We start from the raw sequence: 26,218 nt of genomic DNA on the forward strand, positions 1-26,218 counted from the left end.
AAATTTTACTTATTTTTTATTTTGACCAAATTATCTAAAAATTTATCAATTTTATGTATCCGTTTCCTTTAAAGTGTTCTTTCTTACTCGCGCTTGTTGTAAAATACTAAGTAAAGGATGATTATTTAATTGATTAAAAGTGAGGGGGAAAATAAGTAAAAATTTTTTCTATGGATTTAAAATTGAGAAATAAATCACAATACTCAATGATGATGCATGTTTTTTAACGAATCAATAAGAATGATACATACTAACTTTTGATAAATTTTATAACCCTATAAATGGATTTTGAATTAATCACTACTGAAAGCAGGAAATTAAAAATGGCAGAATTAGAAATTAAAAATCTTCACGTTGAAGTTGTTGATGAGGAAACTAAAACTAGTAAAAAGATTCTAAAAGGTGTGAATTTGACAATGAAGACGGGGGAGATCCATGCAATCATGGGACCTAACGGGACTGGTAAATCTACCTTATCGCAAACAATCATGGGTCAAAAAAACTATCATGTCACTGATGGAGATATTTTATTAAATGGTGAAAGTATTTTGGATATGCCAGTCGATGAACGTGCTCGCAAGGGTTTGTTTTTAGCGATGCAATATCCTGCTGAAATTCAAGGAGTTACCAACGCTGAATTTTTAAGAGCAGCTATTAATTCTCGAAGAGCCGAGGATGACAAGATTTCCGTAATGGATTTCTTAAAAGAACTCGATAAAAATTTGGAATTACTTGATATGAGTGAAGAAATGACTGAACGTTATTTGAATGAAGGTTTCTCTGGTGGAGAAAAGAAACGAAATGAAATTTTACAATTATTGATGATCAAACCAAGTTTTGCTTTGTTGGATGAAATTGATTCTGGTCTTGATATCGATGCTTTGAAAGTCGTTTCAAAAGGTGTCAACTCGATGCGTAGTGATAATTTTGGTGCCTTGATCATTACTCATTATCAAAGACTTTTGAACTATATTACACCTGATGTCGTTCATGTGATGATGGACGGAAAAATTGTTAAAACTGGTGACGCAGAGTTGGCTCAGAAACTTGAAGATGAAGGCTATGCCTGTTTGCGCGATGAATTAGGTCTTGATGTTAATTTGGTTGATGAATGAGGGGTATTGGACATTGAATAATTTAGTGAAAGTAGAAAACGAACCAACTTGGTTTACTGAAAAAAGACAACAAGCACAGAAATTAATTTCGAAATTACCATTGCCCAAGATGCAACGATTTGATTTTCACGACTGGCAATTGACACCGCCAACTACGAAGATCATTAGAACTAAACTCCCTAAAGCAGACGACTTTGTCTTGATGGATATTTTTGAAGCGATGAATGAGTATCCTGATTTAATTAAGCGATATTTCATGAATAAAGTGATTAAATTTGATGAAAGCAAAATAACGGCCTATCACACAGCTTATTTGAATCAGGGAATTTTGCTTTATGTGCCTAAAAATACTATTGTGGAAAAACCAATCGAGGTTGAATTGAATCAAGATTCACTGCAGCCATTTGTGTCACACATCCTAATTATCGCTGAAGAAAATTCGCAATTTTCCTTTATTCAAAGGATGACGACTAAAGGCGATAAACAATCAGTTGCCAATTGCGTGGTTGAAGTTGTGGCTTTGCCAAATAGTGAAGTTAAGTATGCGGCCGTTGATGAATTAGGTAAAAACGTCACTTCTTATTTGAGCCGTCGCGCTTTTGTTGATGATAATGCCTATGTTGATTGGTCAATTGGCTTGATGAATGAAGGCAATACTGTAGCTGATTTCGATACTGATTTAGTTGGTGAAGGGGCCCATTCAGAAATAAAAGTCGTCGATATTACTACTGGAGACCAACAAGAAGGAGTCAACACGCGAGTTACTAATTATGGTAAACATTCGATAGGAAACATTAATCAGCGTGGCGTTATCGCCGATAGGTCGAAACTGATTTTTAATGGAATTGGCCATATTATCAAAGGTGCATCTGGTGCCAACGCTGAACAACAAAATCGTGTCTTGATGATGTCTAGTGATGCGCATGGCGACGCAAATCCAATTTTGCTGATCGATGAAAATGATGTCTTAGCTGGTCATGCGGCTAGTGTCGGTCAAGTAGACCAAAATCAACTTTATTACTTGATGAGTCGAGGGCTTGATCAAAAGACCGCTCAAAGATTGGTTATTCGTGGTTTCTTAGGAGATGTTCTAGTCTCGATTCCTTCTAAACCAATTCGCCAAGAATTAATCCAAACTATTGAAAGGAAATTGGCTGATGGACAAAATAAAGCAACAGATCAAAGATGATTTTCCGATTCTCAATCAACAGATCCACGATGAACCATTAGTTTATTTGGATAGTGCTGCGACCTCACAAAAACCACAAGCGGTAATTGATGGAATCACTCGATATTATCAAATGATAAATGCCAATACTCATCGCTCAGTTTATACACTGGGACAACAAGCAACCGATCAATACGAAGCCGCTCGTGTTAAGGTGGCTAAGTTCATCAATGCTAAACATGCTGAAGAGATAGTTTTCACTAAAGGAACGACAGATAGCTTGAATCTAGTTGCTCAAAGCTATGGGCAAAGCAATATCCAAGCCGGTGACGAAATAGTCATCACGTATATGGAACACCATAGTAATTTAATTCCGTGGCAACAATTAGCTTTACAAAAGAAGGCTGTTTTGAAATATATCGAGTTGACTGAAGATGGACAATTAGATATGGCAGATGCTAAAGCAAAGATTACTGATAAGACTAAAATTGTTGCTGTAGCACATGCTAGTAATGTACTTGGAGTGACTAATGATATTAAGACACTTGCCCAATTAGCTCACAGACATAACGCCGTTATAGTTGTTGATGGAGCTCAGTCAGTTCCACATTTTCCAGTAGATGTACAGGACTTAGATGCAGACTTTTATGCCTTTTCTGGACATAAAATGCTTGGTCCAATGGGGATTGGTGTTCTCTATGGTAAGGAAAATCTTTTAAGAGCGATGCCACCTTATCAATTTGGCGGTGAAATGATCAATTTTGTCGAAGAATATCAAAGCTCTTGGGCAGATATTCCACTGAAATTTGAAGCGGGTACTCAAAATGTTGTTGGAGCAATTGTCTTAGGTCAAGCGATTGATTATCTGCAGTCGATTGGCATGCAAAAAATTGCCAACTATGAACATGAATTAGTTGCCTATGCTTTACCGAAATTATTAGCTATTGACGGTTTAACAATATATGGACCTAAAGAGCCTGACCTTCATAACGGCGTTATATCATTTAATATCGATGGATTACATCCACATGATGTGGCAACAGCCTTTGATATGGATGGAGTTTCCGTTCGTGCCGGTCATCATTGTGCACAACCATTGATGAAATATTTAGGTGTAGTTGCTACAGTTCGGGCTAGTTTTTATTTGTACAATACCAAGGAAGATATTGATAAATTAATTCAAGCAATTTTAGATACAAAGGAGTTTTTCAAAGTATGAGTTTAATGGGAATGAGTAACTTATATCGTGAAGTGATTTTGGATCACTCAGAGAATCCACATCATAAACAAAAATTGGAAAAAGTAACTCAGGATATGACTTTGAAGAATCCAACTTGTGGTGATGTGATTCACTTAGAATTGTTGATTCAAAATGACACAATTGTTGACGCAGCTTTTACTGGTGATGGTTGCACGATCAGTCAAGCCTCAGCTAGTATGATGACCGATGCTATTATTGGCAAAAGTTGTGCGAGAGCTTTAGAAATGGCCCATATTTTTTCCGACATGGTCATGGGAAAGAAGCATTCATCGACTGATTTAGAAAAATTGAGTGATGCGGCAATTCTTTCAAGCGTTATGCAATTTCCAGCTCGAATCAAGTGTGCCACCCTTTGTTGGTGGGCTTTGAGAAAATCGTTAGGAGAAAAGAGCGATGATTGATTTAAACGATACAGAATATGAATACGGTTTTCATGATGATATTGAGCCTAAATTTTCTACGGGACGGGGATTGACTGAAGAAACTGTTCGCAAAATTTCGGCAGAAAAAAATGAACCTCAGTGGATGTTAGATTACCGCTTAAAATCGTATGAAATTTATAAAAAACTTGATATGCCTCATTTTGGACCTGATTTGTCTGATCTTGATCTGGAGCACATGCTCTACTATCAAAAGATGACTGATAAGAAATATCGTGATTGGAATGATGTTCCTGATAAGATGAAACAAACTTTTGATCGTCTTGGAGTCCCCGAAGCAGAACGGAAGTATTTGGCTGGTTCATCAGCTCAATACGAATCAGAAGTGGTCTATCACAATATGCGCAATGAGTTTGAAAAAATTGGCGTCTTGTTTACGGACACTGATACGGCACTGAAGAAGTATCCGAAACTCTTCAAGCAATGGTTTGGGAAATTGGTTCAACCAGCTGATAATAAATTTGCGGCTTTAAATGGAGCCGTGTGGTCAGGTGGATCATTTATTTATGTTCCTAAAGGTGTTCGGTGCGATATTCCGATTCAATCGTATTTCCGCTTGAATTCGGAAAATTCCGGTCAATTTGAAAGAACTTTGATCATCGTTGATGAAGGGGCCAAAGTAGATTATGTGGAAGGTTGTACGGCTCCCAATTACTCTTCCGACAGTCTGCATGCGGCAGTTGTCGAGGTCAACGTAGAGCGTGACGCTTATTGTCGATATACCACCATTCAAAATTGGTCCGATAATGTTTACAGTTTGGAAACTAAGCGTGCTGCTGCGGAGGAGAATGCCACAATGGAATGGGTCGATGGAAATCTTGGCTCAAAAGTTACGATGAAATATCCGAGTGTTTATTTGAACGGTGATAATGCCCGGGGTACGATGTTGTCGATTGCAGTCGCTAGTAACGGAATTCATCAGGATTCTGGTGCACGGATGATCCATAATGCCAAGAACACTTCTAGTTCGATCGTTTCCAAATCGATTGCGAAAACTGGTGGCTCTGTTGATTATCGAGGGACTGTACGTTTTGGTAAACATTCTGACGGATCAAAGGCCCACGTTGAATGTGACACAATCATTATGGACGACCAATCTTCATCAGACACGGTGCCTTACAATGAAATTGACAATGCCAATGTTTCGATGGAACATGAAGCTAGAGTTTCAAAAATTTCTGAAGAGCAATTGTACTATTTGATGAGTCGAGGTATTTCAGAAGAAAAGGCCACTGAAATGATTGTTATGGGCTTTGTTGAGCCATTTACGAAAAAACTGCCAATGGAATACGCCGTTGAGTTGAATCGTTTGATTAGCTATGAGATGGAAGGTTCGATCGGCTAAAGGATAAAATTTATGACAGAAGAAGATCAAGTAAAGAAAGACCAAATTATGATTGAATTAGAGGATGTGATTGACCCAGAATTAGGTATTGACTTAGTTAATCTGGGCTTGATCTATGGCGTTGAAATTAGAAATGGCAATGAAGCTATTGTCACGATGACTTTAACAACAATGGGATGTCCTCTGAGTGATATGTTGAATGATTCGATTATCGAAGCTGCTGAATCGGTTGAAGGAATTGATAAATGTGAAGTTGAGTTAGTTTGGTATCCAATGTGGGATATTTCCAAAATGAGTCGATATGCACGAATTTCTTTAGGAATCAGAGAATAATTCCATTTCAACCACTAGAATAAAATAATCGTTAATCTTATACTAGTAGTCAAAGAGGGGGAAGCAAAAATGAAAAATCCTAATTCCGATTGTACGGAAATCCTAGTCGGTAAAGCCGCTAGTATGGATGGTTCTACCATTGTCGCCCGCAATGAAGACGGTTATGGCCCAATTAATCCAATTAAATTTGTCGCACATAAAGCTAAAAACCAAAAAGATGCCATTTATGTGTCAAAGACTACTGGTGTGAAAGTACCACTACCTGAGCACGCATATCGTTATACTGCTACACCACAGGCAGACCAGAGTGATGGTGTTTATGAAGAAGCTGGTATCAATGAATTCAACGTTGGTATGAGTTCAACTGAAACTACTGCTACAAATGCCCGTGTATTAGGTTATGATCCACTAGTTCACGATGGCGTTGATGAAGAAGCAATGTTGACGTTAGTTTTGCCATATATTAAGAGTGCCAAGGAGGGTGTTATTCGTCTTGGTAAGTTGTTAGAAAAATATGGTACCGGTGAATGCAATAGTATTGCTTTCAATGATAAAAATGAGATTTGGCTTTTGGAAACTGCTGGTGGTCATCATTGGGGTGCTATGCGTTTGCCTGATGACACTTATGCAATTGTGCCTAACCAAACAGTTGTCCAAGAAATTGATGTTAATGATACAGATAATTTCTTAGTAGCAACTGACTTAGTTGAGTTTGTCGAAAAAAATCATTTAAATCCACAACCAGGTCACTTCAATTTCCGTGAGATTTTTGGTACACAAAGTGAAGCTGATGCATATTACAACACACCAAGAACTTGGTACGGTCAAAAAATGTTCAATCCTGAAATTGAACAAGATCCAACTTCACAGGACATGCCATTACTTAGAAAACCAGCTAAGAAGATAGCTATTGAAGATGTTCAAGCTTTCTTGTCATCACATTATAATGGTACAAAGTATGATCCATTTGGGACGTTTGCTTCAGGAACTAAGAAGGAGCAATTGCAATTCCGTTCCATTGCCATGGATAGAAATCAAGCTTCATCAATTTTACAAATTAGAAATGATGTCGATGACGATCATGCAGCCATTCAATGGTTAGCAATGGGCTTTTTCGCATATAGTCCATATGTTCCTTTCTATACCAACATCACTGATACACCTGAAAATTATAAGAATACTACTAATGAAGTTTCACTCGACAATATTTATTGGCTAGAAAAGACTTTGTCAGTTATGATTGAACCTCATTATCACGAGTATTCAGATATGATTCACGCATATTTAGATGGATGTCAATCATATGCCCGTCAAAGAGTCGCTGAAACTGATGTTGTGATCGATGAATTTACTGAATCACCATCACATTATTTGACCGATAGTAATCGTAAGACAGCCCAAGAGGTTACTAAGAGAACACATCAATTGTTCAATGATCTAGTCAAGAAAGGTTTGTTACTTTCAAAGACAACTTGGGAAAAGGGTCAAAACCTATAAAATAGCGAAACAAAAAGCAGAGAAAATATGTCTCTGCTTTTTTGTTGACTAAATGCTTAAATGATTTATTATTCTAGATAAATCAAAAATGGTGGTCAAGATGAAAAAAATCGATTTATATTACGAGTAATCTGCATTTTATTAGTTAGTGTTGGAGCCTTAACTTTGAATCAGCAGAAGGTAACAGCTAGCTCAAAAAGGCAGATGCCAACGTTGTTCTTCCATGGTTTTGGAGGAACAGTGCATTCGATGGATTATTTGATTGATCAGTCACAGGCCGATGGCTTTGCAACTCGAACTTTGACAATTTTCGTTTCACGAAAAGGAAAATTGAGTATTGATGGTTATTGGCCTCAAAATGCGAAGAATCCGGAAATTCAAGTGTTATTTGGTAATAATCATGAATCGGACTATCATCATACGGCTAAGTGGATCAATTCAGTCGTTAAAATGTTGCAAAGAAGGTATGGTGTGACTCGTTTCAATGCGGTTGCACATTCTTGGGGTAATAATGCCATCATTTATTATTTACAAAAATATAGTTCACGAAAAAATCAGCCTCAAATTGATTCCTTGGTAAATATTGCCGCCCCAATGCAAGTCTTGAGTCGTGAGATTTATCGTCGAAATGATTGGCGTTATTCGAACCAATTGACGAGGGATTTTCAAAAGTATACAACTCCAGATTCGACTATTAGGCGATTACACATTCGTGAATTAAATATTATTGGACAACTTTCTAAAAGAGATCATTTTGACAAAGCCGTACCGGTTTCTTCGGCCAAATCGTTGAAAAAAATTTTTCGTGGTCCACATCAAACTTACCAAGCACGAATTTTTACTGGACCTGAAGCTGAGCACAGTGCGTTGACTAGAAGGAATCCCAAGGTTTTACATGATATTGAAAATTTTTTATGGAATAGGCAAGAGTGATAGGCACATAAACTACATAACAAATTCATTATTTCATCACATTTGTTCTTTAAAGTATTAAGTAAAAATAAGAAAAATAGGTGACAGGATGAATTTCTTAATTATGGCAATTGTGTTTGTTCTGGGGATTTTCTTCTTGATGTCGGGCAGTCACGTCAAGAGTACGATAATTTCCCGAATTTTTTACTTTATTGGAACGTTCAGTGTGCTTTTAGCGATGTATATCGCCTGGCCAAAATAAAATCCCATCTTTAATCAAATGATTAGGAGATGGGATTTTTTATTCTATTGAGATGAGTCGAACATTATCAACAAAATCTGATAATTTTAATTTGTCTAATAAGTCATCAATTGTTCCATTCAAGTGACTAATATCTAGTGAAATTACAACGGTGGCGATTCCGTGAATAGGGATATTTTGATTAATGGTCAAGATACTGGCATTGGATTCTGAAATATCGACTAAAACTTTGGAAAGTATACCTTGCTGGTGGTGTAACATCATTGAGATAACAGCTTTTCGATCATTTAATTCTTCATCAGGTAAGAAAACTAAGTCTTTGTATTTATAATAAGTCCCACGACTGATGCCAACAACTTTCACAGCTTCACTAACGTTATGAACTTTTTTTGTTTCAAGTAGATTTCTAGCCTGAATCACTTTATCGAATGACTCGGGCAAAATTGAACTATCGACAATATAATATTTTTCCATTGTTTCCCTCCTAACAGTGTTGTATAAATTATATCATTTGCCAATTTGATTTAGTGATTTTATGACAAGAAACTGTATATGTCAGCGCTTTTCTGCTATTCTAAAATTGATTGGAGATGTTAATTTTGAAAACGTTAGTTGTGGTTTCTCATCCGGAGATAAATAATTCCCAAACTCAACAATTTTTGATGCAGGGAGCAAAAATGCTTGACGTTGTTTGGCATCATGTTGAAGGATTGGAAAAAATTGATGTCGATAAAGAGCAGAAGTTATTAATGGAAGCTGATCGAATAATTTTCCAATTTCCTCTGTATTGGTACGCTGCGCCGGCTGGCTTAAAAGACTGGGAAGATAAAGTTTTGACAAGAAATTTTATCTATGGTGATGGTAATGATAATTTAATGGATAAAGAATTTGGAATTGTTGTGACTACCGGGATGCCTTTGAAAGATTTTCAAAGAGGTGGTAGCGAAAATATCACTATCGATCAAATAATGGCACCACTACGAGCCATTGCCGATCGGGCAAAAATGCAAGTTTTGCCAGTCTTTACAATTGCCCAATTTCAATATTTAAAAGAAAACCAACAAATGCAATTATTAATAGATTATCAAAGATATTTAACTCAAAAATATCCTAATTCACTTAAACATCGTCAGAATTGGTTCATTCGCGAATTTAGCGACCGCTTTAAGAATTTTGATGAAACTAATTATTCGGAATGTGAAACGATTCTGGATACTTTTATTCAACAAAAGGAAGATTTAGAACAATTAAGAAGCACTATCGACTTAATTAAACAAGGGGAGGATGAATAGTTATGGAAGAGAGTACTGGTATTTGGTTGGCAGAGCAGATCGAAGCACTTTCTAAGAAACAAAAAGATTATGAAAATAGAGCTTTTTTAATTGCTATGAAAACAGCAGTCGAAGAACAAAATGATCGTTTAAGGCTATTAAAAGGTGAAGTTGATGGTCGACTTTGGAATCATGAACAGTGGTAATTTCTGAAAAAAAACAAGAATTTTTGTCACTTGGCACAAAAATGTTGTACCATTAAAAACATACTGTGAGGAGTGATATTTATTAAAAATTCAATGCAAGCGCGAGTCATCGGCCTAGTTAGTGGACTGATCCTGAACGCTTTTGGAAATGGCCTATGCATATCTGCTGACATGGGAAGTGGTCTTTGGACTGCTGCAGCGGTTAATTTAAATAAATGGTTTGCATGGAATACTGGATTGATCTTATTTATTTTTGGAGTTATCAATGCATTAACTAACCAAGTTTTAATTAAAAAATTTGATGGAAAACGACTAGTTGGACAAATTTTATATGTAATGTTCTTTAGTTATTTTGTAAATGTTTTTACAAATTTACTGACAGCAATTGGTGTTCCTAACTTGCCAATGCTGGTAAGAATGTTTTTGTCCTGCTTAGGAGTAGTCTTCTTTTGTGTGGCAATTTCGCTTTATCAACGAGCTAATATTGTCATGCATCCAAACGATGATACGACTAATATTTTACGATTTTTCTATTTGAAGGGGAATTCAACTAAGGCCCAAATTATTGATTTCTTGCCACCAATTATTATCATTATTATTGTTGCCTTTGGAATTCACGCAGTTTATTCGGTGAATGTTGCAACATTGTTCTCATTTATTTTTAATGGAATTTTAATTGCAATGTCGGATAAATATATTTGGCCACAATTAAAACATAATTTTAAAACACAAACAGATTAATATCTTAATATCTTGTTTTTCGCTGAATTTTTTTACTATAAGTCGTATAATGGATATACAAGATTAGGAGGCGCTTACATTTGAGCGGTATCTTGTGAGAAGTTTTAATAATTAATTAGGTGGTGCGTATTGATGAAACTAAAAGACAATACAGAGGCAAAGAGAATTTTATCGGAGCTGTATACCGATATTAATAATGAAAAAGAACTCGATAAAAATGACTATAGTAAAGATTTTGTTTTGAAAACATATAAATTATTAGATAAGAATTATTCAGAAGCATATTTATTTGGACGACTTCGAGATGATCGTCAAGTTCAATCAGTTCTGAAACGTATGGATAATGGTTCAGAATATCGTGAGCAGATTGATCAACTCTCCCGTAATTTGAATTACGCGATCAACTAAAATTTGAATATAATAGCAGCCATAAGGAGCTGCTATTTTTTTACTAATATTTTTGTTGTAAATGCAACAAAAATGAAGTAGAATATTTCTATTATGAAAAGAGGTAAGTCAATTGGTAGAAATTTTACGTTCGATTGGTGTCATTGCAAGGTCATTAGATTCAATTAGTAATATCGAATTTAAAGAATTGGATTTAACCAAAGGACAATATTTATATTTAGTCAGAATCTATGAAAATCCTGGAATAATACAGGAACGATTGGCTAACATGATTAAGGTTGATAAAACAACAGCCGCTCGTGCTATTAGAAAATTAGAAAAAAATGGATTTATTGAAAGACGTCAGTCATCTGATAATAAAAAGGAAAAGAAATTATTTGTAACGGAAAAAGGTAAAACAACTTATCCAATTATTCATCGGGAAAATCTCTATTCAAATCAAGTAGCATTAGATGGTTTAACCACAAATGAACAAAGAGAAATTTTTGTGTTGTTAAAAAAAGTCGAAGAAAATATTGCTAGTGACTGGGAATACGTGAAGAAAGGAAATAAACGACAATATTGAAAATTAGAAAATGTAATTTAGATGATTTAACGGATTTACAAAAATTAAGTTCAGAAACTTTCCAAGCAACTTTTGGAAAAGATAATACGAAAGAAAATATGCAAGAGTATTTAGAGGAAGCTTATAACAGCCAAGTTCTTACTAGAGAATTGAGTGATTCACATTCTGCTTTTTATTTTGTTTACTATGAAGATAAATTGGCAGGGTATCTGAAATTAAATATTTTGGATGCTCAATCTGAATCAATGCCAGCTGATTATTTAGAAATAGAACGAATCTACTTTAAAAAAGAGTTTCAGCATCTTGGATTAGGAACTAAATTATTTGAATTTGCCTTACAACGAGCACGTGATTTAAAGAAAAAGTATATTTGGTTGGGTGTTTGGGAAAATAATTATCCCGCTCAAAAATTTTATCAAAAATTAGGTTTCAAACGTTTTAGTCAGCATCATTTCGTTATGGGGGATTCAAATCAAACCGATTATTTACTCAAAAAGGAGTTGAGATCAACTAATGATTGACGATAGTTTTTGGAAACTATTTCCTCTAAAGTGATTGAAAAATTAAAGAAATTATCAGAAGGGTACTTTCAAGTTACTGGTCAAATTGAAAAACGAGCTTGGGACATAACTATTTTTTACTACTAAATTTGCAGCATAAACGCGGAACATAACATAGCAATCTCTTCTTAAACAAATATCACCGGGTAATCGTTCTTTGATTACCCGGTGATATTTGCCTTAATGCTCGAATGACCCTGTTATGTCCCGCTTTCGCTTTTCTTAATTTAAAATCAAATCTTTTTGATCATTATCTATCATACCGAAGATCAAGATCAGTATTCCAACAATTAGTGAACCGACGAAGTAAAAGAAAATTGTGGTGATACTTAAATTGATACTTAATGAAAAACCAATTAAGTAAGGTCCGATGGTTGCACCAATGCGGCCGATGGATTGAGTGAAACCAATTCCTACACCACGGATTTCAATGGGATATTGAGTAGGGGTCAATGCAATTAAGATGCCCCAAGCTCCAAGTGTAAAGAAAGATAATAGGCAACTACTGAATACAACCCAGAAAGTTGTTTGAGCAGTTCCAAATAAAAAGGCTCCGATGATAGTTCCAACTAAGTATATTTCTAGTACTCGTTTTCGAGTTAATTTACCCATCAAATAAGCAGCTAGGAAATATCCTGGTAATTGAGCAAAACTCATCACTAGTGTGTAACGAAAACTGTGGACAATGGAGAAGCCACGTTTGATCAAAACACTCGGTAGCCAAAGAAACATTCCGTAATAAGTAAACATGATGATAAACCACAAGAGACTTAGACAAATAGTAGCTCGACGATATTCAGGTGAAAATATTTGTGACATCGCTTTTTTTAAATTCAAGCGTTCATTCTTGGTATTTGTCTGTTTAGGTAAGTGGCGTCGAATAACTAGCGTATAAAGTGCCATCAGTGAAGTGATAATGACTGTGAAACGCCAACCGTAGATCGGCATGAACATAAAAGCTAAAAGGGATGCTAAAATCCAACCAATAGCCCAGAAACTATCGACTAAAATTAGCATTTTAGATCTCTTATGACCAGAGAAAGAATCGGCAATGATCGTTGTGGCAACTGGTAGTTCACCACCTAGACCAATACCAGTTATGAAACGGACGAACATGAATTGTCCTACGTTAGCCGTTAAAGATAAAACTAAATTGCTGACGGAAAATAATAATAGAGTAATGATAATAATATTTTTCTTGCCAAATTTGTCAGCTAAATAGCCAAAGAGAATCGCACCGATCATCATACCGACGGTGGTGATTGAACTAACCAATCCAATTTGATTGTCATTCAAGAGCCATTCTTTTTTTATTAATGGCATGATAAATGAAAGTAACGCTACGTCGGCAGCGTCGAAGAGCCAAGCAGTACCAATGACCATGAGTAACTTTAGGCCACTCTTATCCTTTACTTGTGCATCCAAAACAAAAAGTACCTCCCAAAATTATGATATAAAATAAATATAATTATTAAAGGTAAAATTTACCTTTAATAATGAAAATCAAGACTATCATTAGTCTTGAAATTGGTCAAGTACTCACTTTAATTTGTACAGTTTTGCCGGACGTCCACTTTTGCCATGCTCAATCCCAACTTCTATAAATAACGGTGCATGAGTCTTGCGAAAATTCGAATTGTCGATTTTTTGATATGGTTCTTTCCAAAAAGTTGCGTATACTTCGCGTGCTTCTTTTAAGGTAAATTCTTCTCCTAAAATCAGTAGGATGGTTGGCGAATAATTTAGCCGATTAGTTACTCGTTCAAAAGCGTGACGCAAGATCAGTTCGTGATCACTACTCAAATGTTGCTCATTGCGGTACTGAGAAATATTTTTATAGAAGTCTTCATCAGAAATTTGCTTTTTAATCGTTTGGAAGCTCAGATCACCATTTTTTAAAGTGAAGAAATTATCAGCGTAGTCCACGCTAAACCATCTGGCATCGCTAGCTCCAAATCCGGCTACTAGTTTTGGCGTTGAGGGCAAGTAGGTCATGTAGCTAAGGGCAACTTCACGGTTTTTGATTGATCGATTGATATCACTAAAAGTTGCCAATTGTTCGGTGTAAAAATTAGGTAAGTTAATTCCAATTTTATCTTTTATCAATCGTAATGAACCTTGTTCAGCATTTTCGTCGGCTCGCAAAATAGTTGCTGGGAGTGACCATCGATTGACTTCAGGCCCCAGAGAATTTTTAACTAACAGAATTAGAATTTTTTTGCTGGCGGTATCAAAACTCCAAATAATATTGACGATACTGATTTTTAAATGTTCATTGATTGTAATATTACTCATTGACATCCTCCATTGTTGATTTGTCACCATTATAATTGACTTGTGGTATAGTTCCAATACTTTTCCTTGTGTAATTTGTTAGGACCATCTATAACTTAAGTAGAGACCGAGGAAGGTCTCTAAGGTGATGATTAGTTTTTAAACCCGCAGAATCAAAATTGTCATCATCGATGGTTCTGCTCATATCGATAAAGATCGATCATGAGGGGGAAACATATATGAAAAAACTTTTAAGAAATAGCTTATTACTTGGAGCCGCTGTGCTCGGAGTTGGTTCAGTAGGAAGTGTAGTTGATGCTGCCACAACTACTCCTACTCCAGTAAGCAGTTCTGCTACAGCAGATATTACACCTGGAACAATTTCATTGAGCTCAGCTCCTAGTTTTAGCTTTGGTACAGTTCCTGCTTCAGCTGACGATGCAACGTATACATCAACGTCAGTAACAGGAGACATTGCCTTGGCTGATGCTGGTTCAGGAGCCGGTTATACGGTTAGTGTTGCAGCTAGTCCATTTACGGCAACTGATGGTTCTTCTTTGAAGAACGCTCAATTGAGTCTTGATAATAATGTTACGACACCTGTGAAGGCCGTTGATGCAGATAACGTATCAACTCCACCTACATTGATTGCTAATTTGACGTTGTCTAATTCACCAGTTAACGTCTTGAGTGCCGCTAGTGGTTCTGGTGTTGGTGCTTACACTGCATCGTATGCTGACGGCGACGCTTTATTGAAGGTACCAGCTGGTAATATTGGTGGATCATATAGTTCAACATTGACTTGGACTTTGTCAAATGCACCAACAACAGCTCCAACTTCATCAACAACAGCTTAATAAAAATCTTTGAGGGCTTGTGACAATTTGTCGCACGCTCTCTTTTTTTCAGGTGAGATGATATTTTGAAAAAATACTTTAAGACTTTCATGATATGTTTGGTTGGTATTTTAGGGCTTGTTTTTTTTAATACACTAGATGTGAAAGCAGCACAAACTCCAGCACAACCAGTAATTAATTACAGTGTCACGCCAATTCAATCTCAGTATCAATTTGATAAGAAAGTTACTTACTTTGATTTAAAAGTAACACCTAATCAAAAATTATCTGTAAGCTTTAAAATTAACAATAACGATACTAAAGCGCATACTTATACCGTTATGATAAATCGTGCATCGACTGATACTAATGGTGTTATCGCATATAACGATAGCAAAGTAGAACCTGATAAATCTTTGAAATATGATATCCAGAAATTAGTTAGCTATCCTAAAAAGGTTTCCGTTGGGCCTAAAACTTCTAAAGAAGTTACAGTTAACATTAATGCTCCGAGTGGAACTTTTAATGGAGTCGTACTAGGAGGTATTCTTGTTGAACAAGATGATCAAGTTAATAAGAAGAATCCTAAAGGTGTCACAATTAAGAATAAGTATAATTATGTCTTAGGTTTACAGCTACTTCAAAATACTAAACCTGTTAAGGCTAATTTAAAATTTATCAAGGCATATGAAACAACTAAAAATGGACAGGTGTTTGTGAACGCACTGTTGGATAATGATGTCCCAAGAATCGAATCCGGGGTTCAAATCAATAGTAAAGTTACAGACAGTAATCAAAAAGTTGTTTTACAATCGAAAAAAGCTAATATGGATTTAGCACCTAATAGCTATTTCAATTATCCGGTCAATATTAATACCGTCGTAGGTACGAATAAGAATAAGCGGTTAAAGCCAGGAACTTATCAAATGACTTTAAACATCAAAGCTAATAATGGTAAAGATATTTGGAATTTACAACGTAAATTTACTGTCACAAGTCAAGAAACTAAAGCTATTAATAAGAAGACTCCAGTTGATCGTGGTTCTAAAGATTTAATTATCGGAATCATCGCTGGCTTAGTAGTAATTAGTGGATTGGTAATTTGGTACTACAGAAAGCACAAATTGAATTAAAATGTGTGACACAAAAAAAGATCCTTAGTAATCAAGATTGATTGCTGAGGATTTTTTTAAAATACATTTATTAAAACTGTACCAGTAACTACTAAAAATAAGCCAATAATTGAATAAATTGAGAGCGTTTCTTGATAGAAGACGATGCCTGCAATGGTTACTAATATCAGACCGACGCTTCCCCAAGTAGCGTAAGTAAGACTTAGTGGCAGGCGTTTCAACACGTGGGAGAGTACGAATAGACAAATAAAGTATGACAAAAGCGTCCCCAGTGTTGGTAATAAGTTAGTAAAACCATTAGTTTTCTTTAATAAAGAAGTTCCTAGAACTTCAAATCCAATTGAAACCAATAATAGTAAGTAGTTCATAAGCTTTTCCTCAGCATCAAAAAAATTTCTTTCATAATCATACACGCTTTTTTGTAAAAAAACACCAATTATTTTTGATGATTTAATATTAAATTCATCATGTTTAATTATATTCAAATTATGATTGACATTAGTATTAAATTATATTAATTTTATTAGGACTTTTGACGGGGGTAGGGGATTAGTTTGTTATTTGAAAATGATCTGGCGATTTTTAAAGTTCAAATGAAAATTGCCTTAAAAGAGAAATTTTACTTTGTTTATACATTGCTATTACCAATCTTTATGGTTTTTTTGAATAAAAATTTAAATTTTCAAGATGATGATTCACTCTATATTTATTGGTCCTACATTGTTGTAACCACGGTTTTTAATGGCTTTTTGATAAATATTGTTAGATTGCGTGAAAGTGGCTTTTTTAAAACGTTGATTTTTCTAGTTGAGTCGAAAAATATAATTTTATTTTCGAATATTTTTGTTCAATTAATAATCGTCCAATTAGAAATTTTACTATTCAATATCTTTGTGACCTTATTCATTACTCATCTTTCTCTAATAACTTTTTTATATGGATTTCTAACATCCTTTTTGGCCACATTGTTGTCAGCAGCAATGATGGTTTTGTTCTTATTTATTAAGATGAAACAGGACTCGTTTAATTTCTTAATTGGGAGTTTATTCGTTTTAGGGATTGTCTTATTAGGACTGCGTCCAAATGGGATTTTGGAATATTTTTTAACAATCTTAAATCCTTTCCAAATGATTTACGAACTTTATATTGTTCACTGCTCATCAAGTACGTTAAAATTTTTGATTGGTGGTTGTACAATTTTGTATTTAACAATAGCTGGGATCTTACTTCCAAAAATTTCAATTAATCGGTATTTAAAATGAAGATAGAAAATTTTAGTTATTATTATAAGAAGCATGTGATTTTTCATGATGCTAATTTCTATTTTGAAGATGGAAAATTGAATTTCATTTTGGGAGAGAAAATGAGTGGAAAATCAATCATTTTGGATCAAATTGCGGCAGAAAATTCTAATTTTACAGGTTTTCCTAAAGCTAGGGAGATTGCCTATTTAGCACAAGAGAATCATTTTCGCATAGGGTTGACAGTTCGAGAAATAATTGAATTTGTTCAACAATTGGGCAGTGCTAGAAGATTGGCACTGCCACAAACGCTACAACGAATTTTAGATATAAAATACTGTGATTTGGTCTTCAGTGATCGAAAAATTTTGTTAGTGTATTTAAATTTATTGGTTGATAAACAACTGTATTTGTTCGATGAACCAGAGATGGGATTGAGTTTGACACATTCAAAAATCATTTTCGATTGGTTACGTACTTTAATTAAAGAGGATAAGACAGTTATCCTGACCACTAATAAATTGGATAATATTTTAGATACCGATAATGTCAATTTTATAAAAAATTCTGAAGAAATTTTGTCTGATAATTATTTAAAAATTAAGTCACGCATGGCTTTTTAGGGGAGAATATTTTGAAAAAAGCAATTTTATTTATTATGATGTTGCCACTGTTTTTGACTGGATGTACAAATTTAACGCCCAATCAATCGACAAATACCACTAATCAAGTGAGTGCTCAGACAATCAGCCAGTGGACGTATCATTCAGGTGATAAACCCGTTAAAATAATCAACGGGGATAAGCCGACCATCAGTTATAAATCTTTTGAGCAATCACACATTGATTTTGGTGGCTTAGATAATTTAAATCGGACTAAGAGAGCTACTGCTTACTTAACTCGCAATAATTTAGGACGTTCGTACACGCGGACAGAACAAACTTGGCGACCAACTGGCTGGCACAACCAACCGAAATATATTAATGGTCGCAGAGTGATTGCTCAAAATCGGGGTCATTTGATTGCTTATACGATGACCTTTAATTTGAATAGAGATGGTAAAGCTGAACAAGGACAATTAGGGAGTATCGATAATCCCTATAATTTATTCACTCAAACTGAATTTTCAAATCAAAAAACTATGGTTGAAATAGAACAGACTGTTCGTAATGCTTTAGCAAGAAATAAAAAGATGGTTTATCAAGTGACACCAATTTTTCGAGGACAAGAATTGATGGCTCGTGGTGTTTGGGTTCAAGGAATTTCTAATGATGGTAGTGTTAAGTTCAATCGCTATCTTTGGAATGTTCAAGACCAGGTACAATTTGATTACGCAACTGGAAGATCACAAGTGAAAAGAGATTTTCAAGTTCCGGAAGTTAAAACACAACATTATCAGTCAAAGAACTATCATCGTAATTCTTATTGACTTAAACATATGTTTAAGTGTTAAAGTACACCTGAGGTGAAAGTATGAGTGAATTAGAAAAAATAGAGAAAATTCATTTCGTTCCTGGTAAAAATTTGGTTGATTCTAAGACTAAATCGCAGTACCAAGCTCAATTAGCTAAGACTGACAATTTGCGTGATTTAATTGATTTGAAGAAAAAAGCTTGATTCTCAAAAAAGAATCAAGCTTTTTTAGTTAAAATTAATCGTCAATTGTCCCAGTTGGTCGATCTTACTGATCAATTGATCACCGGGCTGAAGAAATTCTTGTGGATTTCTACCTGAACCGACACCACCAGGAGTTCCGGTGAAGATGAGGTCGCCGGGATATAGTTTTGTAATACTTGAAAGGTAGCTGACTAAATCATTCGTGTCAAAAATTAAGTTTTTCAACTGGCTATGCTGCTTTTCTACACCATTGACTTGAGTCGTAATACTTAGACTTCCTAAATCGTCTATTTCGTCTGGAGTCGTTAGCCATGGTCCAATTGGTGAAAAGTTTTGATACGACTTGGCAAGTGAAAATTGTGAATTGGCATTCAGAAATTGGAGCTTTCGATCTGATAGATCTTGTCCGACCATGAAACCGGCGATATGTTGAGAGGCTTCTTTTACTTTTATGTCGCGGCCGCCTTGACCAATCACAATTACGAGCTCTGTTTCCCAATCAGTTTGGGGACTGGGAATTTTAACGGTTGGATTAGGGCCAGTCAACGAACTGACAAATTTAGTAAAAATGTTGGGTGCTTTTGGAGCCGTAGTTTTTAACTCCTTCATATGGTCACGATAATTAAACCCCACGGCAAAAATTTGTTTTGGCTCAGCAATTGGTAGTGAGAAATCACGCATATTTGGTTTAGCTCTTTTCTCACTGAAAAACAATTTATCATTCAGATGTGGTAGCAATTCTTGGAGATTCTTGACGCCGTTTACTAATTGAATATTATCGTCGTTGACCAGAGCAACGCGATTTTTATACATAGCTAATTTCATGTTATCCCTCTTATCGTTAAATACCTCTATTCTATAACTTACTTCTGTAATTGACATATAATCAAATTAAAATTATTATAATTATTTATAAATGAGGAGGGAGATACGTATGGATAACAGTCTAAGTATGAAGACAGCAATTAAAGATACTCTACCAACGGTATTTGGATATATCGGTATCGGCATGTCTTTTGGCATCGTTGCGGCAGCCAGTGGTTTAAACGTTTTAATGGCGACTTTAATGTCATTGATCGTTTATGCTGGTTCGGCACAATTTATTTTAGTTAGTTTGTTAGTGATCGGGACACCAATCGTTTCAATCGTTTTGTCAGTTTTTTTGGTCAATTCACGGATGATTCTCATGAGTATGACGACTGCCACATTTTTCAAAAAAAATACCATGTTAGAAAATATCCTAATAGGAAGTCTAATAACCGATGAAAGTTTTGCTCTGAGTATGAATAAATTAAATTATACTGATGGTAAATTGTCGTTTAAGTGGTTCAATACGGTAAATGTTTTAGCCTATTTAGTGTGGGCTGCATCAACTTTTGTCGGGGCAATGCTCGGCAAGGTCATTACTGATCCAGAGCAATTAGGACTAGATTTTGCTTTAGTGGCAATGTTTATCGGGTTGTTATACTTACAATTGATTAGCGATAAATCGATATCATTAAAAGTTCAATTATTAGTAATCTTGATAATGCTGCCATTAGTCTATTTTGGCTTAGTTTTTATCTCAAGTAATTTATTAATTTTAATCGTAACCTTAATAGGTTGCGCAATTGGGGTGGTGTTGAAACATGCCATCGACTAATTTTATTATTTGGACAATGATTTTTTGCGGACTGGCGACATGGCTATCACGGATCTTACCATTCGTTTTACTAAAAAAATTTACATTACCACCCAAAGTCGTAGAATTCTTAGGCTTTGTGCCAATCACCATTATGGCAGCGTTATGGTTTGAGAACTTATTTCATCAGCAAATCGGTCATCTGCCACAAGTTGATTTACCAAATTTGTTAGCATCAATCCCAACCGTTATAACGGCAGTCTTAACTAAGAAGTTACTTCTAATTGTCATCGTGGGAATAGTTTCACTAGGGTTAGTTCGACTAATTATTTAGTTATTTAACAATATTTGCGATGTTTATAAAATTTTGTCTCATTCGAATGAAAAGGTTTACATTTGTCATCATTGTGATAATCTGAACTAGAAAGCGAGGTTATTGTGATGGCAGACTATAATTTTTTAACACCATTTACGTTTAAAAAAGGCGTGACAGTTAAGAATCGGATTGTTATTCCACCAATGACAGAAGAAATGAGCTTTTCTAATGGTGAAGTTACAACTGATGAACTCCGTTATTATCATTTGCACAGTGGTGGAGCAGGGATGTTCATTACCGGTGTGGCTAATGTTAATGCACTAGGTAAAGGTTTTGAGGGTGAACTTAGTGCTGAGGATGATAGATTTATTCCTAGTTTGACAAAATTAGCACATGCTATGCATAAAGATGGTACTAAAGCTATTTTGCAAATCTTTAGTGCCGGTAGAATGTCTTCAACGGCCATTTTGAGAGGGCAACAACCAGTTAGTGCCAGTGCAGTTAAGGCTACCAGAAGAAACTCCGAAACTCCTAGAGCTTTGAGTGAAGCAGAAGTTGAACAAACAATTAAGGACTTCGGTCAAGCGGCAAAACGTGCTATTTTGGCAGGTTTTGATGGGGTAGAAATTCACGGAGCCAATACTTATTTGATTCAACAATTCTTCTCACCAAATTCAAATCGTCGGACTGACAAGTGGGGTGGCAGTCTTGAAAAGCGGATGGCTTTTCCTTTGGCAATTATCAAAGAAGTTCAAGCAATTATTGATAAGTATGCTGACAAGCCATTCTTGATGGGGTATCGTATTTCTCCAGAAGAGATCGAAACACCTGGAATTCGTTTCGATGATACTTTGAAATTCATTGATGTTTTAAAAGAAACACCGATTGATTACTTACACGTTTCAATGGGTAATGTTTGGAGAAAATCGTTGAATGACAAGTCAATTACGACTCCTTTGAATTTGACGATTAAACAACATATCGGAGATTTACCATTGATCGGTGTTGGCGATATTCAAACACCAGCAGATGCACAAAAAGTTCTTGATGAAGGCATCGACTTTGCAGCTTTGGGTCGTGAAATGTTACGTGAACCTAAGTGGGTTCAAAAAGTTGAAGCAGGTGATGAAAAAGCTATTCGTTACAAAATTTCACCAGAAGATCATGAAGAATTAGGGTTAGTTGGAACTTATTGGGAATTCTTGATGCAAGGCTTCCATGATGGGTTGCAATTGAGTAGTGAACCTATTACTGAAGAAAGTCGTCAGAAATTTAATAACGCCTTAGATCATATTTTTGGTGGCGGCGAATAGATACATTAAAATAAATAGTCCTGTGATTGCAGGGCTATTTTTTTGCATTTGACACATATATCAAGCTGATATATATTGAATTAGTTACATATCAAGGAGAGAAAAATGTATGACTTGTTTGTTTTAGGACAGTTGATGGACGAATCAATGAGTGGATATTTGATGCGGCAAATTTTGCAACAATTAGTCGGATCTAGTCGTAAGATTAGTTTTGGAATGATTTATCCATTATTTAAGCGCTTGGATGAAGCCGGTTTTATCGAATTGCATGAAACCAAAGAATCCGGCCGGGTTAAAAAGGTTGCGACGATAACCGAGAACGGACGCCAACAGTTTTTTAAATTAATGGAAAAGAAGATTCCTGTAAATTCTAATTTGGAATTCACCTATAATGTAAAGTTTCGTAATTTTCATCAAATAAATGAGAATTTACGTCAACAAATATTGCGTGATTACTGTCAATATTTAACGCAGGAAAAAACTTTGCTCCAAAAACAGATGGCTGATTTGCCGCGGACTAATATCTCGAAGTCGGATCTGCAAAATGCATTGTGGGTCAATGATTTAAAAGCTGTCAAAATTGAGGCTGCATTAAAATGGGCAAATGATTCATTAAACAAACTTGAGAAATAGAGGGAATATTTTGGAAGAACCACGAATTATGTCGAAAAAGACAATTTTATTAATGGCAGTCGTAACTGGGGTTATTGTTGCCAATTTAAATTTTATTCAACCAATCGAAAATTTAATTGCGAATGATTTTGGTGTTTCAAAATCAGTTGTTGGGATGCTGGCGATGGTGACGCAATTAGGTTACGCCTTGGGTTTATTATTGATCGTACCGTTGGGAGATATTTTTAATCGTTACAATTTAATTCAATTTATGATGATTTTATCAATTATTTCGTTATTATTAGCTTTTCTAGCACCAAACGCAGCCGTCTTTGCAGTTGCCACAGCTTTAATCGGAATCACGTCAGTTGCACCACAAATTATTATTCCTTACGCTGGCTATTTAGCACCGTCATTGCAACGAGGGAAAGTTTTAGGAATCGTTTTGAGTGGCTTGTTAACAGGAATCTTGTTATCACGGTCTTTCAGTGGATTATTAGGTAGTGTAATGCCATGGCAAGATATTTATTTGTTAGCGGCTGGAATCGATTTGGTATTTCTAGTAATTGTGCATCTGTTTTTACCAAAAGATGCTCGAGGACATCAAGATTTGAAGTATTTACCAGTTATCAAAACTTTACCAAAGTTGTTTACTACTCAAAAAGCTCTGAGAAGTTCAGCTGTCAATGGATTCTGCATGTTTGGGATGTCAAACGTTCTTTGGTCAACCTTAGCCTTCTATTTAGCTGACCAATATAATTTAGGCAGCAGTGTCGCCGGATTACTAGGCCTCTTAGGAATTGCCGGGGTTTTAGTAGCACCATGGGTTGGAACATTAGTCGATGAACGATCACCAAAACTAACTATTGGTTTAAGCATGATCCTCTCAGGATTAGGATTCTTAGTATTTTGGCTAATCGGTTTTTGGATGATAGGATTAATCGTCGGAATCGTCTTACTAGATTTAGGGACACAATTTAGTCAAGTGTCGAACCAGGCAATTGTCCAATCACTCAATCGAAAACAGAGCAGTCGTAATAATTCCATCTTCATGTTCAGTTACTTTTTAGGTGGCTCTTTCGGGACACTTTTCGCTACCTGGGCATGGAGTCACGCTGGCTGGTCCGGAGTCTGCTTAGTCGCCTTAGTATTTTTAATTATTGCAGTTATCGACCATTTTGTATTAGGTGAACCTGAGAAATTGAATAGAGAAGCCTAATTTAAAGTGGTGTTGTTGATGCCGTCTTCCGCAACAGCTCTGGGAAATCGCAGAACGATGTGGGCACAACTTGAAGCCAATTCCAAACCCGGGAATTGTCTCCAAGATTGGCCTTTGTCTAGGTGCTAAAGCACCAAGACAAATTTCGCTTCTGAATTTCCCAGAGCTGTTGCTCCAGACTAAATCCGATTCTTTGCAATTGATCAGTAAATTCTGAAGTGGATACTATTCTATTTAGAATGAGTGAAGAACTGGTTTATAGTTTGGATAAGTTATGCTTTTTCAATTTTTAATTAATTTAAATTATAAAAAAAAGAGGATCTTACTAGTAACCGCAGATTTGCTGCAGTCTAGTAAGATCCTCTTTTTTTGAATTATTGAATAAGGGAACACAATAATCCATCAAAATATAAATCCTAAATCAGAATAGAATTACTATTTTTAAAGGAATGGAAAGCAAATAACTAAAGAAAGTGAAATTCAGTCCGGAATAGCAAAGCCGATTTGGCTCAGTGGTGAAATTTTACTTAGCGCTTTAGCGCTTACGTAAAAGGCCGAGCTTGGAAATGCCGCGCACTTTGCGGTAGTTTCAAGTCGTGCCCACCACGTTCCAGCCAAAATCGGCTTTGCTATGGAGGACGGCATACTACACACACCTCCAAAAACCTTTTTATTTTATAAATTATTCCATTTGTTATATTATTTTTGCGAACGTTTATAAATGAGGGTATAAATATGGAAAAATTTTCGTTATTAATTGTTTTGTTTGCAGCTTTAGCCACACCGCTAATCACGGCCAAATTCCACTTGACTAGGATGCCAACAGCAATCTCTGAAATTTTGATGGGGATAGTAATTGGGAAGACCGGTTTAAATATCGTTCAACCAGATTCTAGCTTGCAATATGTCGCTAATTTGGGTGTTATTATGCTGATTTTCTTAGGAGGAATGGAGATTGACTTCTCCTTATTAGAGCCTAAAAAGGATCAATATTCACCGTTAGGGACCTCTTTAGCAGGATTCGGTTCGATTTTGTTCATGTCCTTGATTCTGGGTGTAGTAGTCTATAAGACTGGAGTCTTTAATGAGTTTATTTTGGCAGTTATTTTATTCAGTACGATTGCCATGGGAGTGATCATTTCCTTATTAAAAGAAGTTGGATTGCTCGAAACTAACTATGGGCAGACGATTCTTTTAACATCGGCAATGGGGGAATTTATTCCATTGTTAGCCTTAACAGTTTATGCGGCGATTAAACGTCAAAACTACATATCCGTTTTTGGATTACCGGTGATTTTTCTGATTGCCATAATCTTGTTACGCCGTTTCAATCGGATCTATGTTTTCTTTGATAAAATCGATAAATCAACGACACAACTAGATATTCGATTAGCATTTTTCTTGATTTTTACTTTAGTAACTTTTGCCGAACAAATCGGAGCAGAAAATATCTTAGGAGCCTTTTTAGCTGGAGCAGTTATGAAATTACTGCGTCCGAAAGAGGACACCGAGGAAAAACTTAGTTCAATGGGTTATGGTTTCTTTATCCCAGTGTTCTTCATTACGACAGGGGTTAAATTGAATTTACGGACTCTGTTGACAAATAAAGAAGCACTGCTATTAATTCCAGTGTTTTTCATTGCCTTTATTTTGAGTAAGACGATTGTTTATCTAGTATTCCGCAAAAAATTTGGCAAGCGTTATTCAGTGGCAGCGGCAGTTCTGACTTCAACGACCATCACACTAGTTTTGCCAATTTTGGAAGTTGGCCGCAATTTAAAATTGATTACAACAGCGCAGTCAGGGGCAATCACTTTGGCGGCAATTATCACTTGCTTGATTTGTCCAATTTTATTCAATAAAATACTAAGTCATGAACCGGTAACAGAAAAATAATGATACTTTTTAGAACAAATTTGTGCTTTTTTTATAAAGTTGCGTTACACTATACC

30 protein-coding genes are annotated in these 26,218 nt (G+C 35.6%); 25 read left to right on the forward strand and 5 right to left on the reverse strand.

All coding sequences use genetic code 11. The annotated features are described in order from the left end of the window. Positions 1-323 precede the first annotated feature (323 nt). From sufC to U8521_RS02595, 8 genes are all read left to right on the forward strand, one after another. Positions 324-1,115, forward strand: a complete 792-nt coding sequence (sufC, locus tag U8521_RS02560) for a Fe-S cluster assembly ATPase SufC (protein ID WP_334351773.1) — start codon at positions 324-326, stop codon at positions 1,113-1,115. Next, positions 1,108-2,304, forward strand: a complete 1,197-nt coding sequence (gene sufD / locus U8521_RS02565) for a Fe-S cluster assembly protein SufD (protein WP_442886113.1) — start codon at positions 1,108-1,110, stop codon at positions 2,302-2,304. Before sufC ends, sufD begins: the two co-directional genes overlap by 8 nt. Then, positions 2,273-3,502 (forward strand): aminotransferase class V-fold PLP-dependent enzyme, encoded by a 1,230-nt coding sequence (locus U8521_RS02570; protein ID WP_334351775.1) that lies wholly within the window; start codon positions 2,273-2,275, stop codon positions 3,500-3,502. Before sufD ends, U8521_RS02570 begins: the two co-directional genes overlap by 32 nt. Continuing rightward, on the forward strand, positions 3,499-3,945 hold the full coding sequence (gene sufU / locus U8521_RS02575; protein WP_334351776.1) for a Fe-S cluster assembly sulfur transfer protein SufU: 447 nt from the start codon (positions 3,499-3,501) through the stop codon (positions 3,943-3,945). The genes U8521_RS02570 and sufU overlap by 4 nt, the downstream gene beginning before the upstream one ends. Beyond that, positions 3,938-5,329 carry a Fe-S cluster assembly protein SufB gene (gene sufB, locus U8521_RS02580; protein ID WP_334333280.1) on the forward strand — a complete coding sequence of 464 codons (1,392 nt, stop codon included), beginning with the start codon at positions 3,938-3,940 and terminating at the stop codon, positions 5,327-5,329. Before sufU ends, sufB begins: the two co-directional genes overlap by 8 nt. A gap of 12 nt (positions 5,330-5,341) precedes the next feature. After that, the gene (locus tag U8521_RS02585) at positions 5,342-5,662 is read left to right on the forward strand and encodes a metal-sulfur cluster assembly factor (RefSeq protein WP_334333279.1); all 321 of its coding nucleotides are present in this window, start codon (positions 5,342-5,344) and stop codon (positions 5,660-5,662) included. A gap of 69 nt (positions 5,663-5,731) precedes the next feature. Further along, a complete protein-coding gene (locus U8521_RS02590; RefSeq protein ID WP_334333278.1) occupies positions 5,732-7,159 on the forward strand; it encodes a C69 family dipeptidase in 1,428 nt (475 codons plus the stop codon). Positions 7,160-7,324: 165 nt separating this feature from the next. Further along, positions 7,325-8,092 (forward strand): alpha/beta fold hydrolase, encoded by a 768-nt coding sequence (locus tag U8521_RS02595; protein WP_334351777.1) that lies wholly within the window; start codon positions 7,325-7,327, stop codon positions 8,090-8,092. A gap of 280 nt (positions 8,093-8,372) precedes the next feature. Here the strand turns inward: U8521_RS02595 and U8521_RS02600 are convergent, their stop codons facing one another. Further along, the gene (locus tag U8521_RS02600; RefSeq protein WP_334333275.1) at positions 8,373-8,807 is read right to left on the reverse strand and encodes an ACT domain-containing protein; all 435 of its coding nucleotides are present in this window, start codon (positions 8,805-8,807) and stop codon (positions 8,373-8,375) included. 116 nt (positions 8,808-8,923) lie between these two features. Here U8521_RS02600 and U8521_RS02605 point away from each other — a divergent pair, with 116 nt between their 5' ends. The 6 genes from U8521_RS02605 to U8521_RS02630 all read left to right on the forward strand — a co-directional run bounded on the left by U8521_RS02605 (position 8,924) and on the right by U8521_RS02630 (position 12,045). Beyond that, positions 8,924-9,625: an NAD(P)H-dependent oxidoreductase gene (locus tag U8521_RS02605; RefSeq protein ID WP_334351778.1), complete on the forward strand. Its 702-nt coding sequence runs from the start codon at positions 8,924-8,926 to the stop codon at positions 9,623-9,625. 2 nt (positions 9,626-9,627) lie between these two features. Continuing rightward, positions 9,628-9,810: a hypothetical protein gene (locus U8521_RS02610; RefSeq protein WP_334333273.1), complete on the forward strand. Its 183-nt coding sequence runs from the start codon at positions 9,628-9,630 to the stop codon at positions 9,808-9,810. Positions 9,811-9,903: 93 nt separating this feature from the next. After that, on the forward strand, positions 9,904-10,551 hold the full coding sequence (locus U8521_RS02615) for a DUF6198 family protein (protein WP_334351810.1): 648 nt from the start codon (positions 9,904-9,906) through the stop codon (positions 10,549-10,551). Positions 10,552-10,683: 132 nt separating this feature from the next. Next, positions 10,684-10,959 carry a hypothetical protein gene (locus tag U8521_RS02620; RefSeq protein WP_334333272.1) on the forward strand — a complete coding sequence of 92 codons (276 nt, stop codon included), beginning with the start codon at positions 10,684-10,686 and terminating at the stop codon, positions 10,957-10,959. A gap of 112 nt (positions 10,960-11,071) precedes the next feature. Further along, complete coding sequence (locus U8521_RS02625; RefSeq protein WP_334351779.1) at positions 11,072-11,524, forward strand: MarR family winged helix-turn-helix transcriptional regulator; 453 nt, start codon at positions 11,072-11,074, stop codon at positions 11,522-11,524. Continuing rightward, positions 11,521-12,045 carry a GNAT family N-acetyltransferase gene (locus U8521_RS02630; protein ID WP_334351780.1) on the forward strand — a complete coding sequence of 175 codons (525 nt, stop codon included), beginning with the start codon at positions 11,521-11,523 and terminating at the stop codon, positions 12,043-12,045. Before U8521_RS02625 ends, U8521_RS02630 begins: the two co-directional genes overlap by 4 nt. Positions 12,046-12,306: 261 nt before the next feature. Here the strand turns inward: U8521_RS02630 and U8521_RS02635 are convergent, their stop codons facing one another. Both U8521_RS02635 and U8521_RS02640 read right to left on the reverse strand, forming a co-directional pair. After that, positions 12,307-13,467, reverse strand: coding sequence for an MFS transporter (locus U8521_RS02635; protein WP_334351811.1), 1,161 nt, complete (start codon positions 13,465-13,467; stop codon positions 12,307-12,309). A 156-nt stretch (positions 13,468-13,623) separates the two neighbouring features. Further along, positions 13,624-14,379, reverse strand: a complete 756-nt coding sequence (locus U8521_RS02640) for an NUDIX hydrolase (RefSeq protein WP_334333269.1) — start codon at positions 14,377-14,379, stop codon at positions 13,624-13,626. Positions 14,380-14,597: 218 nt separating this feature from the next. Here U8521_RS02640 and U8521_RS02645 point away from each other — a divergent pair, with 218 nt between their 5' ends. Both U8521_RS02645 and U8521_RS02650 read left to right on the forward strand, forming a co-directional pair. After that, positions 14,598-15,215 carry a WxL domain-containing protein gene (locus U8521_RS02645; protein WP_334333268.1) on the forward strand — a complete coding sequence of 206 codons (618 nt, stop codon included), beginning with the start codon at positions 14,598-14,600 and terminating at the stop codon, positions 15,213-15,215. 65 nt (positions 15,216-15,280) lie between these two features. Next, positions 15,281-16,327 (forward strand): WxLIP family cell surface protein, encoded by a 1,047-nt coding sequence (locus tag U8521_RS02650; RefSeq protein WP_334351781.1) that lies wholly within the window; start codon positions 15,281-15,283, stop codon positions 16,325-16,327. A 56-nt stretch (positions 16,328-16,383) separates the two neighbouring features. On the opposite strand, the gene U8521_RS02655 is transcribed toward U8521_RS02650, so the two are convergent. Beyond that, the gene (locus U8521_RS02655; protein WP_334333266.1) at positions 16,384-16,695 is read right to left on the reverse strand and encodes a DMT family transporter; all 312 of its coding nucleotides are present in this window, start codon (positions 16,693-16,695) and stop codon (positions 16,384-16,386) included. A gap of 995 nt (positions 16,696-17,690) precedes the next feature. Here U8521_RS02655 and U8521_RS02660 point away from each other — a divergent pair. From U8521_RS02660 to U8521_RS02670, 3 genes are read left to right on the forward strand one after another with little or no spacing between them, the layout of a single operon-like run. Next, complete coding sequence (locus U8521_RS02660; RefSeq protein WP_334333264.1) at positions 17,691-18,191, forward strand: ATP-binding cassette domain-containing protein; 501 nt, start codon at positions 17,691-17,693, stop codon at positions 18,189-18,191. Positions 18,192-18,202: 11 nt separating this feature from the next. Next, positions 18,203-18,997: a DNA/RNA non-specific endonuclease gene (locus tag U8521_RS02665; protein WP_334351782.1), complete on the forward strand. Its 795-nt coding sequence runs from the start codon at positions 18,203-18,205 to the stop codon at positions 18,995-18,997. A 44-nt stretch (positions 18,998-19,041) separates the two neighbouring features. Next, positions 19,042-19,185, forward strand: a complete 144-nt coding sequence (locus tag U8521_RS02670; protein ID WP_334333262.1) for a hypothetical protein — start codon at positions 19,042-19,044, stop codon at positions 19,183-19,185. Positions 19,186-19,209: 24 nt separating this feature from the next. On the opposite strand, the gene U8521_RS02675 is transcribed toward U8521_RS02670, so the two are convergent. After that, complete coding sequence (locus tag U8521_RS02675; RefSeq protein ID WP_334351783.1) at positions 19,210-20,010, reverse strand: fumarylacetoacetate hydrolase family protein; 801 nt, start codon at positions 20,008-20,010, stop codon at positions 19,210-19,212. 109 nt (positions 20,011-20,119) lie between these two features. Here U8521_RS02675 and U8521_RS02680 point away from each other — a divergent pair, with 109 nt between their 5' ends. From U8521_RS02680 to U8521_RS02705, 6 genes are all read left to right on the forward strand, one after another. Further along, positions 20,120-20,827, forward strand: coding sequence for an AzlC family ABC transporter permease (locus tag U8521_RS02680; protein ID WP_334351784.1), 708 nt, complete (start codon positions 20,120-20,122; stop codon positions 20,825-20,827). Next, positions 20,814-21,140, forward strand: a complete 327-nt coding sequence (locus tag U8521_RS02685) for an AzlD domain-containing protein (RefSeq protein WP_334351785.1) — start codon at positions 20,814-20,816, stop codon at positions 21,138-21,140. Before U8521_RS02680 ends, U8521_RS02685 begins: the two co-directional genes overlap by 14 nt. Before the next feature lie 107 nt (positions 21,141-21,247). After that, the gene (locus tag U8521_RS02690; RefSeq protein WP_334351786.1) at positions 21,248-22,435 is read left to right on the forward strand and encodes an NADH-dependent flavin oxidoreductase; all 1,188 of its coding nucleotides are present in this window, start codon (positions 21,248-21,250) and stop codon (positions 22,433-22,435) included. Between the two features lie 105 nt (positions 22,436-22,540). Continuing rightward, positions 22,541-23,068 carry a PadR family transcriptional regulator gene (locus tag U8521_RS02695; protein ID WP_334351787.1) on the forward strand — a complete coding sequence of 176 codons (528 nt, stop codon included), beginning with the start codon at positions 22,541-22,543 and terminating at the stop codon, positions 23,066-23,068. 28 nt (positions 23,069-23,096) lie between these two features. After that, the gene (locus tag U8521_RS02700) at positions 23,097-24,266 is read left to right on the forward strand and encodes an MFS transporter (RefSeq protein ID WP_334351812.1); all 1,170 of its coding nucleotides are present in this window, start codon (positions 23,097-23,099) and stop codon (positions 24,264-24,266) included. Positions 24,267-25,001: 735 nt separating this feature from the next. After that, a complete protein-coding gene (locus tag U8521_RS02705) occupies positions 25,002-26,162 on the forward strand; it encodes a cation:proton antiporter (protein WP_334333256.1) in 1,161 nt (386 codons plus the stop codon). Positions 26,163-26,218: the final 56 nt, after the last annotated feature.

This window comes from Companilactobacillus miaonis (assembly GCF_036913615.1).
Taxonomy (GTDB): domain Bacteria; phylum Bacillota; class Bacilli; order Lactobacillales; family Lactobacillaceae; genus Companilactobacillus.

What these genes read in the sequence shown, in the direction of transcription:
- U8521_RS02705 (WP_334333256.1), top strand. Translation starts at nt 25,002, where the DNA reads ATGGAAAAATTTTCGTTATTAATTGTTTTGTTTGCAGCTTTAGCCACA.
- U8521_RS02655 (WP_334333266.1), bottom strand. Translation starts at nt 16,695, where the DNA reads ATGAACTACTTACTATTATTGGTTTCAATTGGATTTGAAGTTCTAGGA.
- U8521_RS02605 (WP_334351778.1), top strand. Translation starts at nt 8,924, where the DNA reads ATGTTAATTTTGAAAACGTTAGTTGTGGTTTCTCATCCGGAGATAAAT.
- sufD (WP_442886113.1), top strand. Translation starts at nt 1,108, where the DNA reads ATGAATGAGGGGTATTGGACATTGAATAATTTAGTGAAAGTAGAAAAC.
- U8521_RS02700 (WP_334351812.1), top strand. Translation starts at nt 23,097, where the DNA reads ATGTCGAAAAAGACAATTTTATTAATGGCAGTCGTAACTGGGGTTATT.
- U8521_RS02685 (WP_334351785.1), top strand. Translation starts at nt 20,814, where the DNA reads ATGCCATCGACTAATTTTATTATTTGGACAATGATTTTTTGCGGACTG.
- sufB (WP_334333280.1), top strand. Translation starts at nt 3,938, where the DNA reads ATGATTGATTTAAACGATACAGAATATGAATACGGTTTTCATGATGAT.
- U8521_RS02590 (WP_334333278.1), top strand. Translation starts at nt 5,732, where the DNA reads ATGAAAAATCCTAATTCCGATTGTACGGAAATCCTAGTCGGTAAAGCC.
- U8521_RS02660 (WP_334333264.1), top strand. Translation starts at nt 17,691, where the DNA reads ATGAGTGGAAAATCAATCATTTTGGATCAAATTGCGGCAGAAAATTCT.
- U8521_RS02570 (WP_334351775.1), top strand. Translation starts at nt 2,273, where the DNA reads ATGGACAAAATAAAGCAACAGATCAAAGATGATTTTCCGATTCTCAAT.
- U8521_RS02680 (WP_334351784.1), top strand. Translation starts at nt 20,120, where the DNA reads ATGGATAACAGTCTAAGTATGAAGACAGCAATTAAAGATACTCTACCA.
- U8521_RS02670 (WP_334333262.1), top strand. Translation starts at nt 19,042, where the DNA reads ATGAGTGAATTAGAAAAAATAGAGAAAATTCATTTCGTTCCTGGTAAA.
- U8521_RS02610 (WP_334333273.1), top strand. Translation starts at nt 9,628, where the DNA reads ATGGAAGAGAGTACTGGTATTTGGTTGGCAGAGCAGATCGAAGCACTT.
- sufC (WP_334351773.1), top strand. Translation starts at nt 324, where the DNA reads ATGGCAGAATTAGAAATTAAAAATCTTCACGTTGAAGTTGTTGATGAG.
- U8521_RS02690 (WP_334351786.1), top strand. Translation starts at nt 21,248, where the DNA reads ATGGCAGACTATAATTTTTTAACACCATTTACGTTTAAAAAAGGCGTG.
- U8521_RS02675 (WP_334351783.1), bottom strand. Translation starts at nt 20,010, where the DNA reads ATGAAATTAGCTATGTATAAAAATCGCGTTGCTCTGGTCAACGACGAT.
- U8521_RS02695 (WP_334351787.1), top strand. Translation starts at nt 22,541, where the DNA reads ATGTATGACTTGTTTGTTTTAGGACAGTTGATGGACGAATCAATGAGT.
- U8521_RS02585 (WP_334333279.1), top strand. Translation starts at nt 5,342, where the DNA reads ATGACAGAAGAAGATCAAGTAAAGAAAGACCAAATTATGATTGAATTA.
- sufU (WP_334351776.1), top strand. Translation starts at nt 3,499, where the DNA reads ATGAGTTTAATGGGAATGAGTAACTTATATCGTGAAGTGATTTTGGAT.
- U8521_RS02600 (WP_334333275.1), bottom strand. Translation starts at nt 8,807, where the DNA reads ATGGAAAAATATTATATTGTCGATAGTTCAATTTTGCCCGAGTCATTC.
- U8521_RS02635 (WP_334351811.1), bottom strand. Translation starts at nt 13,467, where the DNA reads ATGGTCATTGGTACTGCTTGGCTCTTCGACGCTGCCGACGTAGCGTTA.
- U8521_RS02645 (WP_334333268.1), top strand. Translation starts at nt 14,598, where the DNA reads ATGAAAAAACTTTTAAGAAATAGCTTATTACTTGGAGCCGCTGTGCTC.
- U8521_RS02615 (WP_334351810.1), top strand. Translation starts at nt 9,904, where the DNA reads ATGCAAGCGCGAGTCATCGGCCTAGTTAGTGGACTGATCCTGAACGCT.
- U8521_RS02640 (WP_334333269.1), bottom strand. Translation starts at nt 14,379, where the DNA reads ATGAGTAATATTACAATCAATGAACATTTAAAAATCAGTATCGTCAAT.
- U8521_RS02620 (WP_334333272.1), top strand. Translation starts at nt 10,684, where the DNA reads ATGAAACTAAAAGACAATACAGAGGCAAAGAGAATTTTATCGGAGCTG.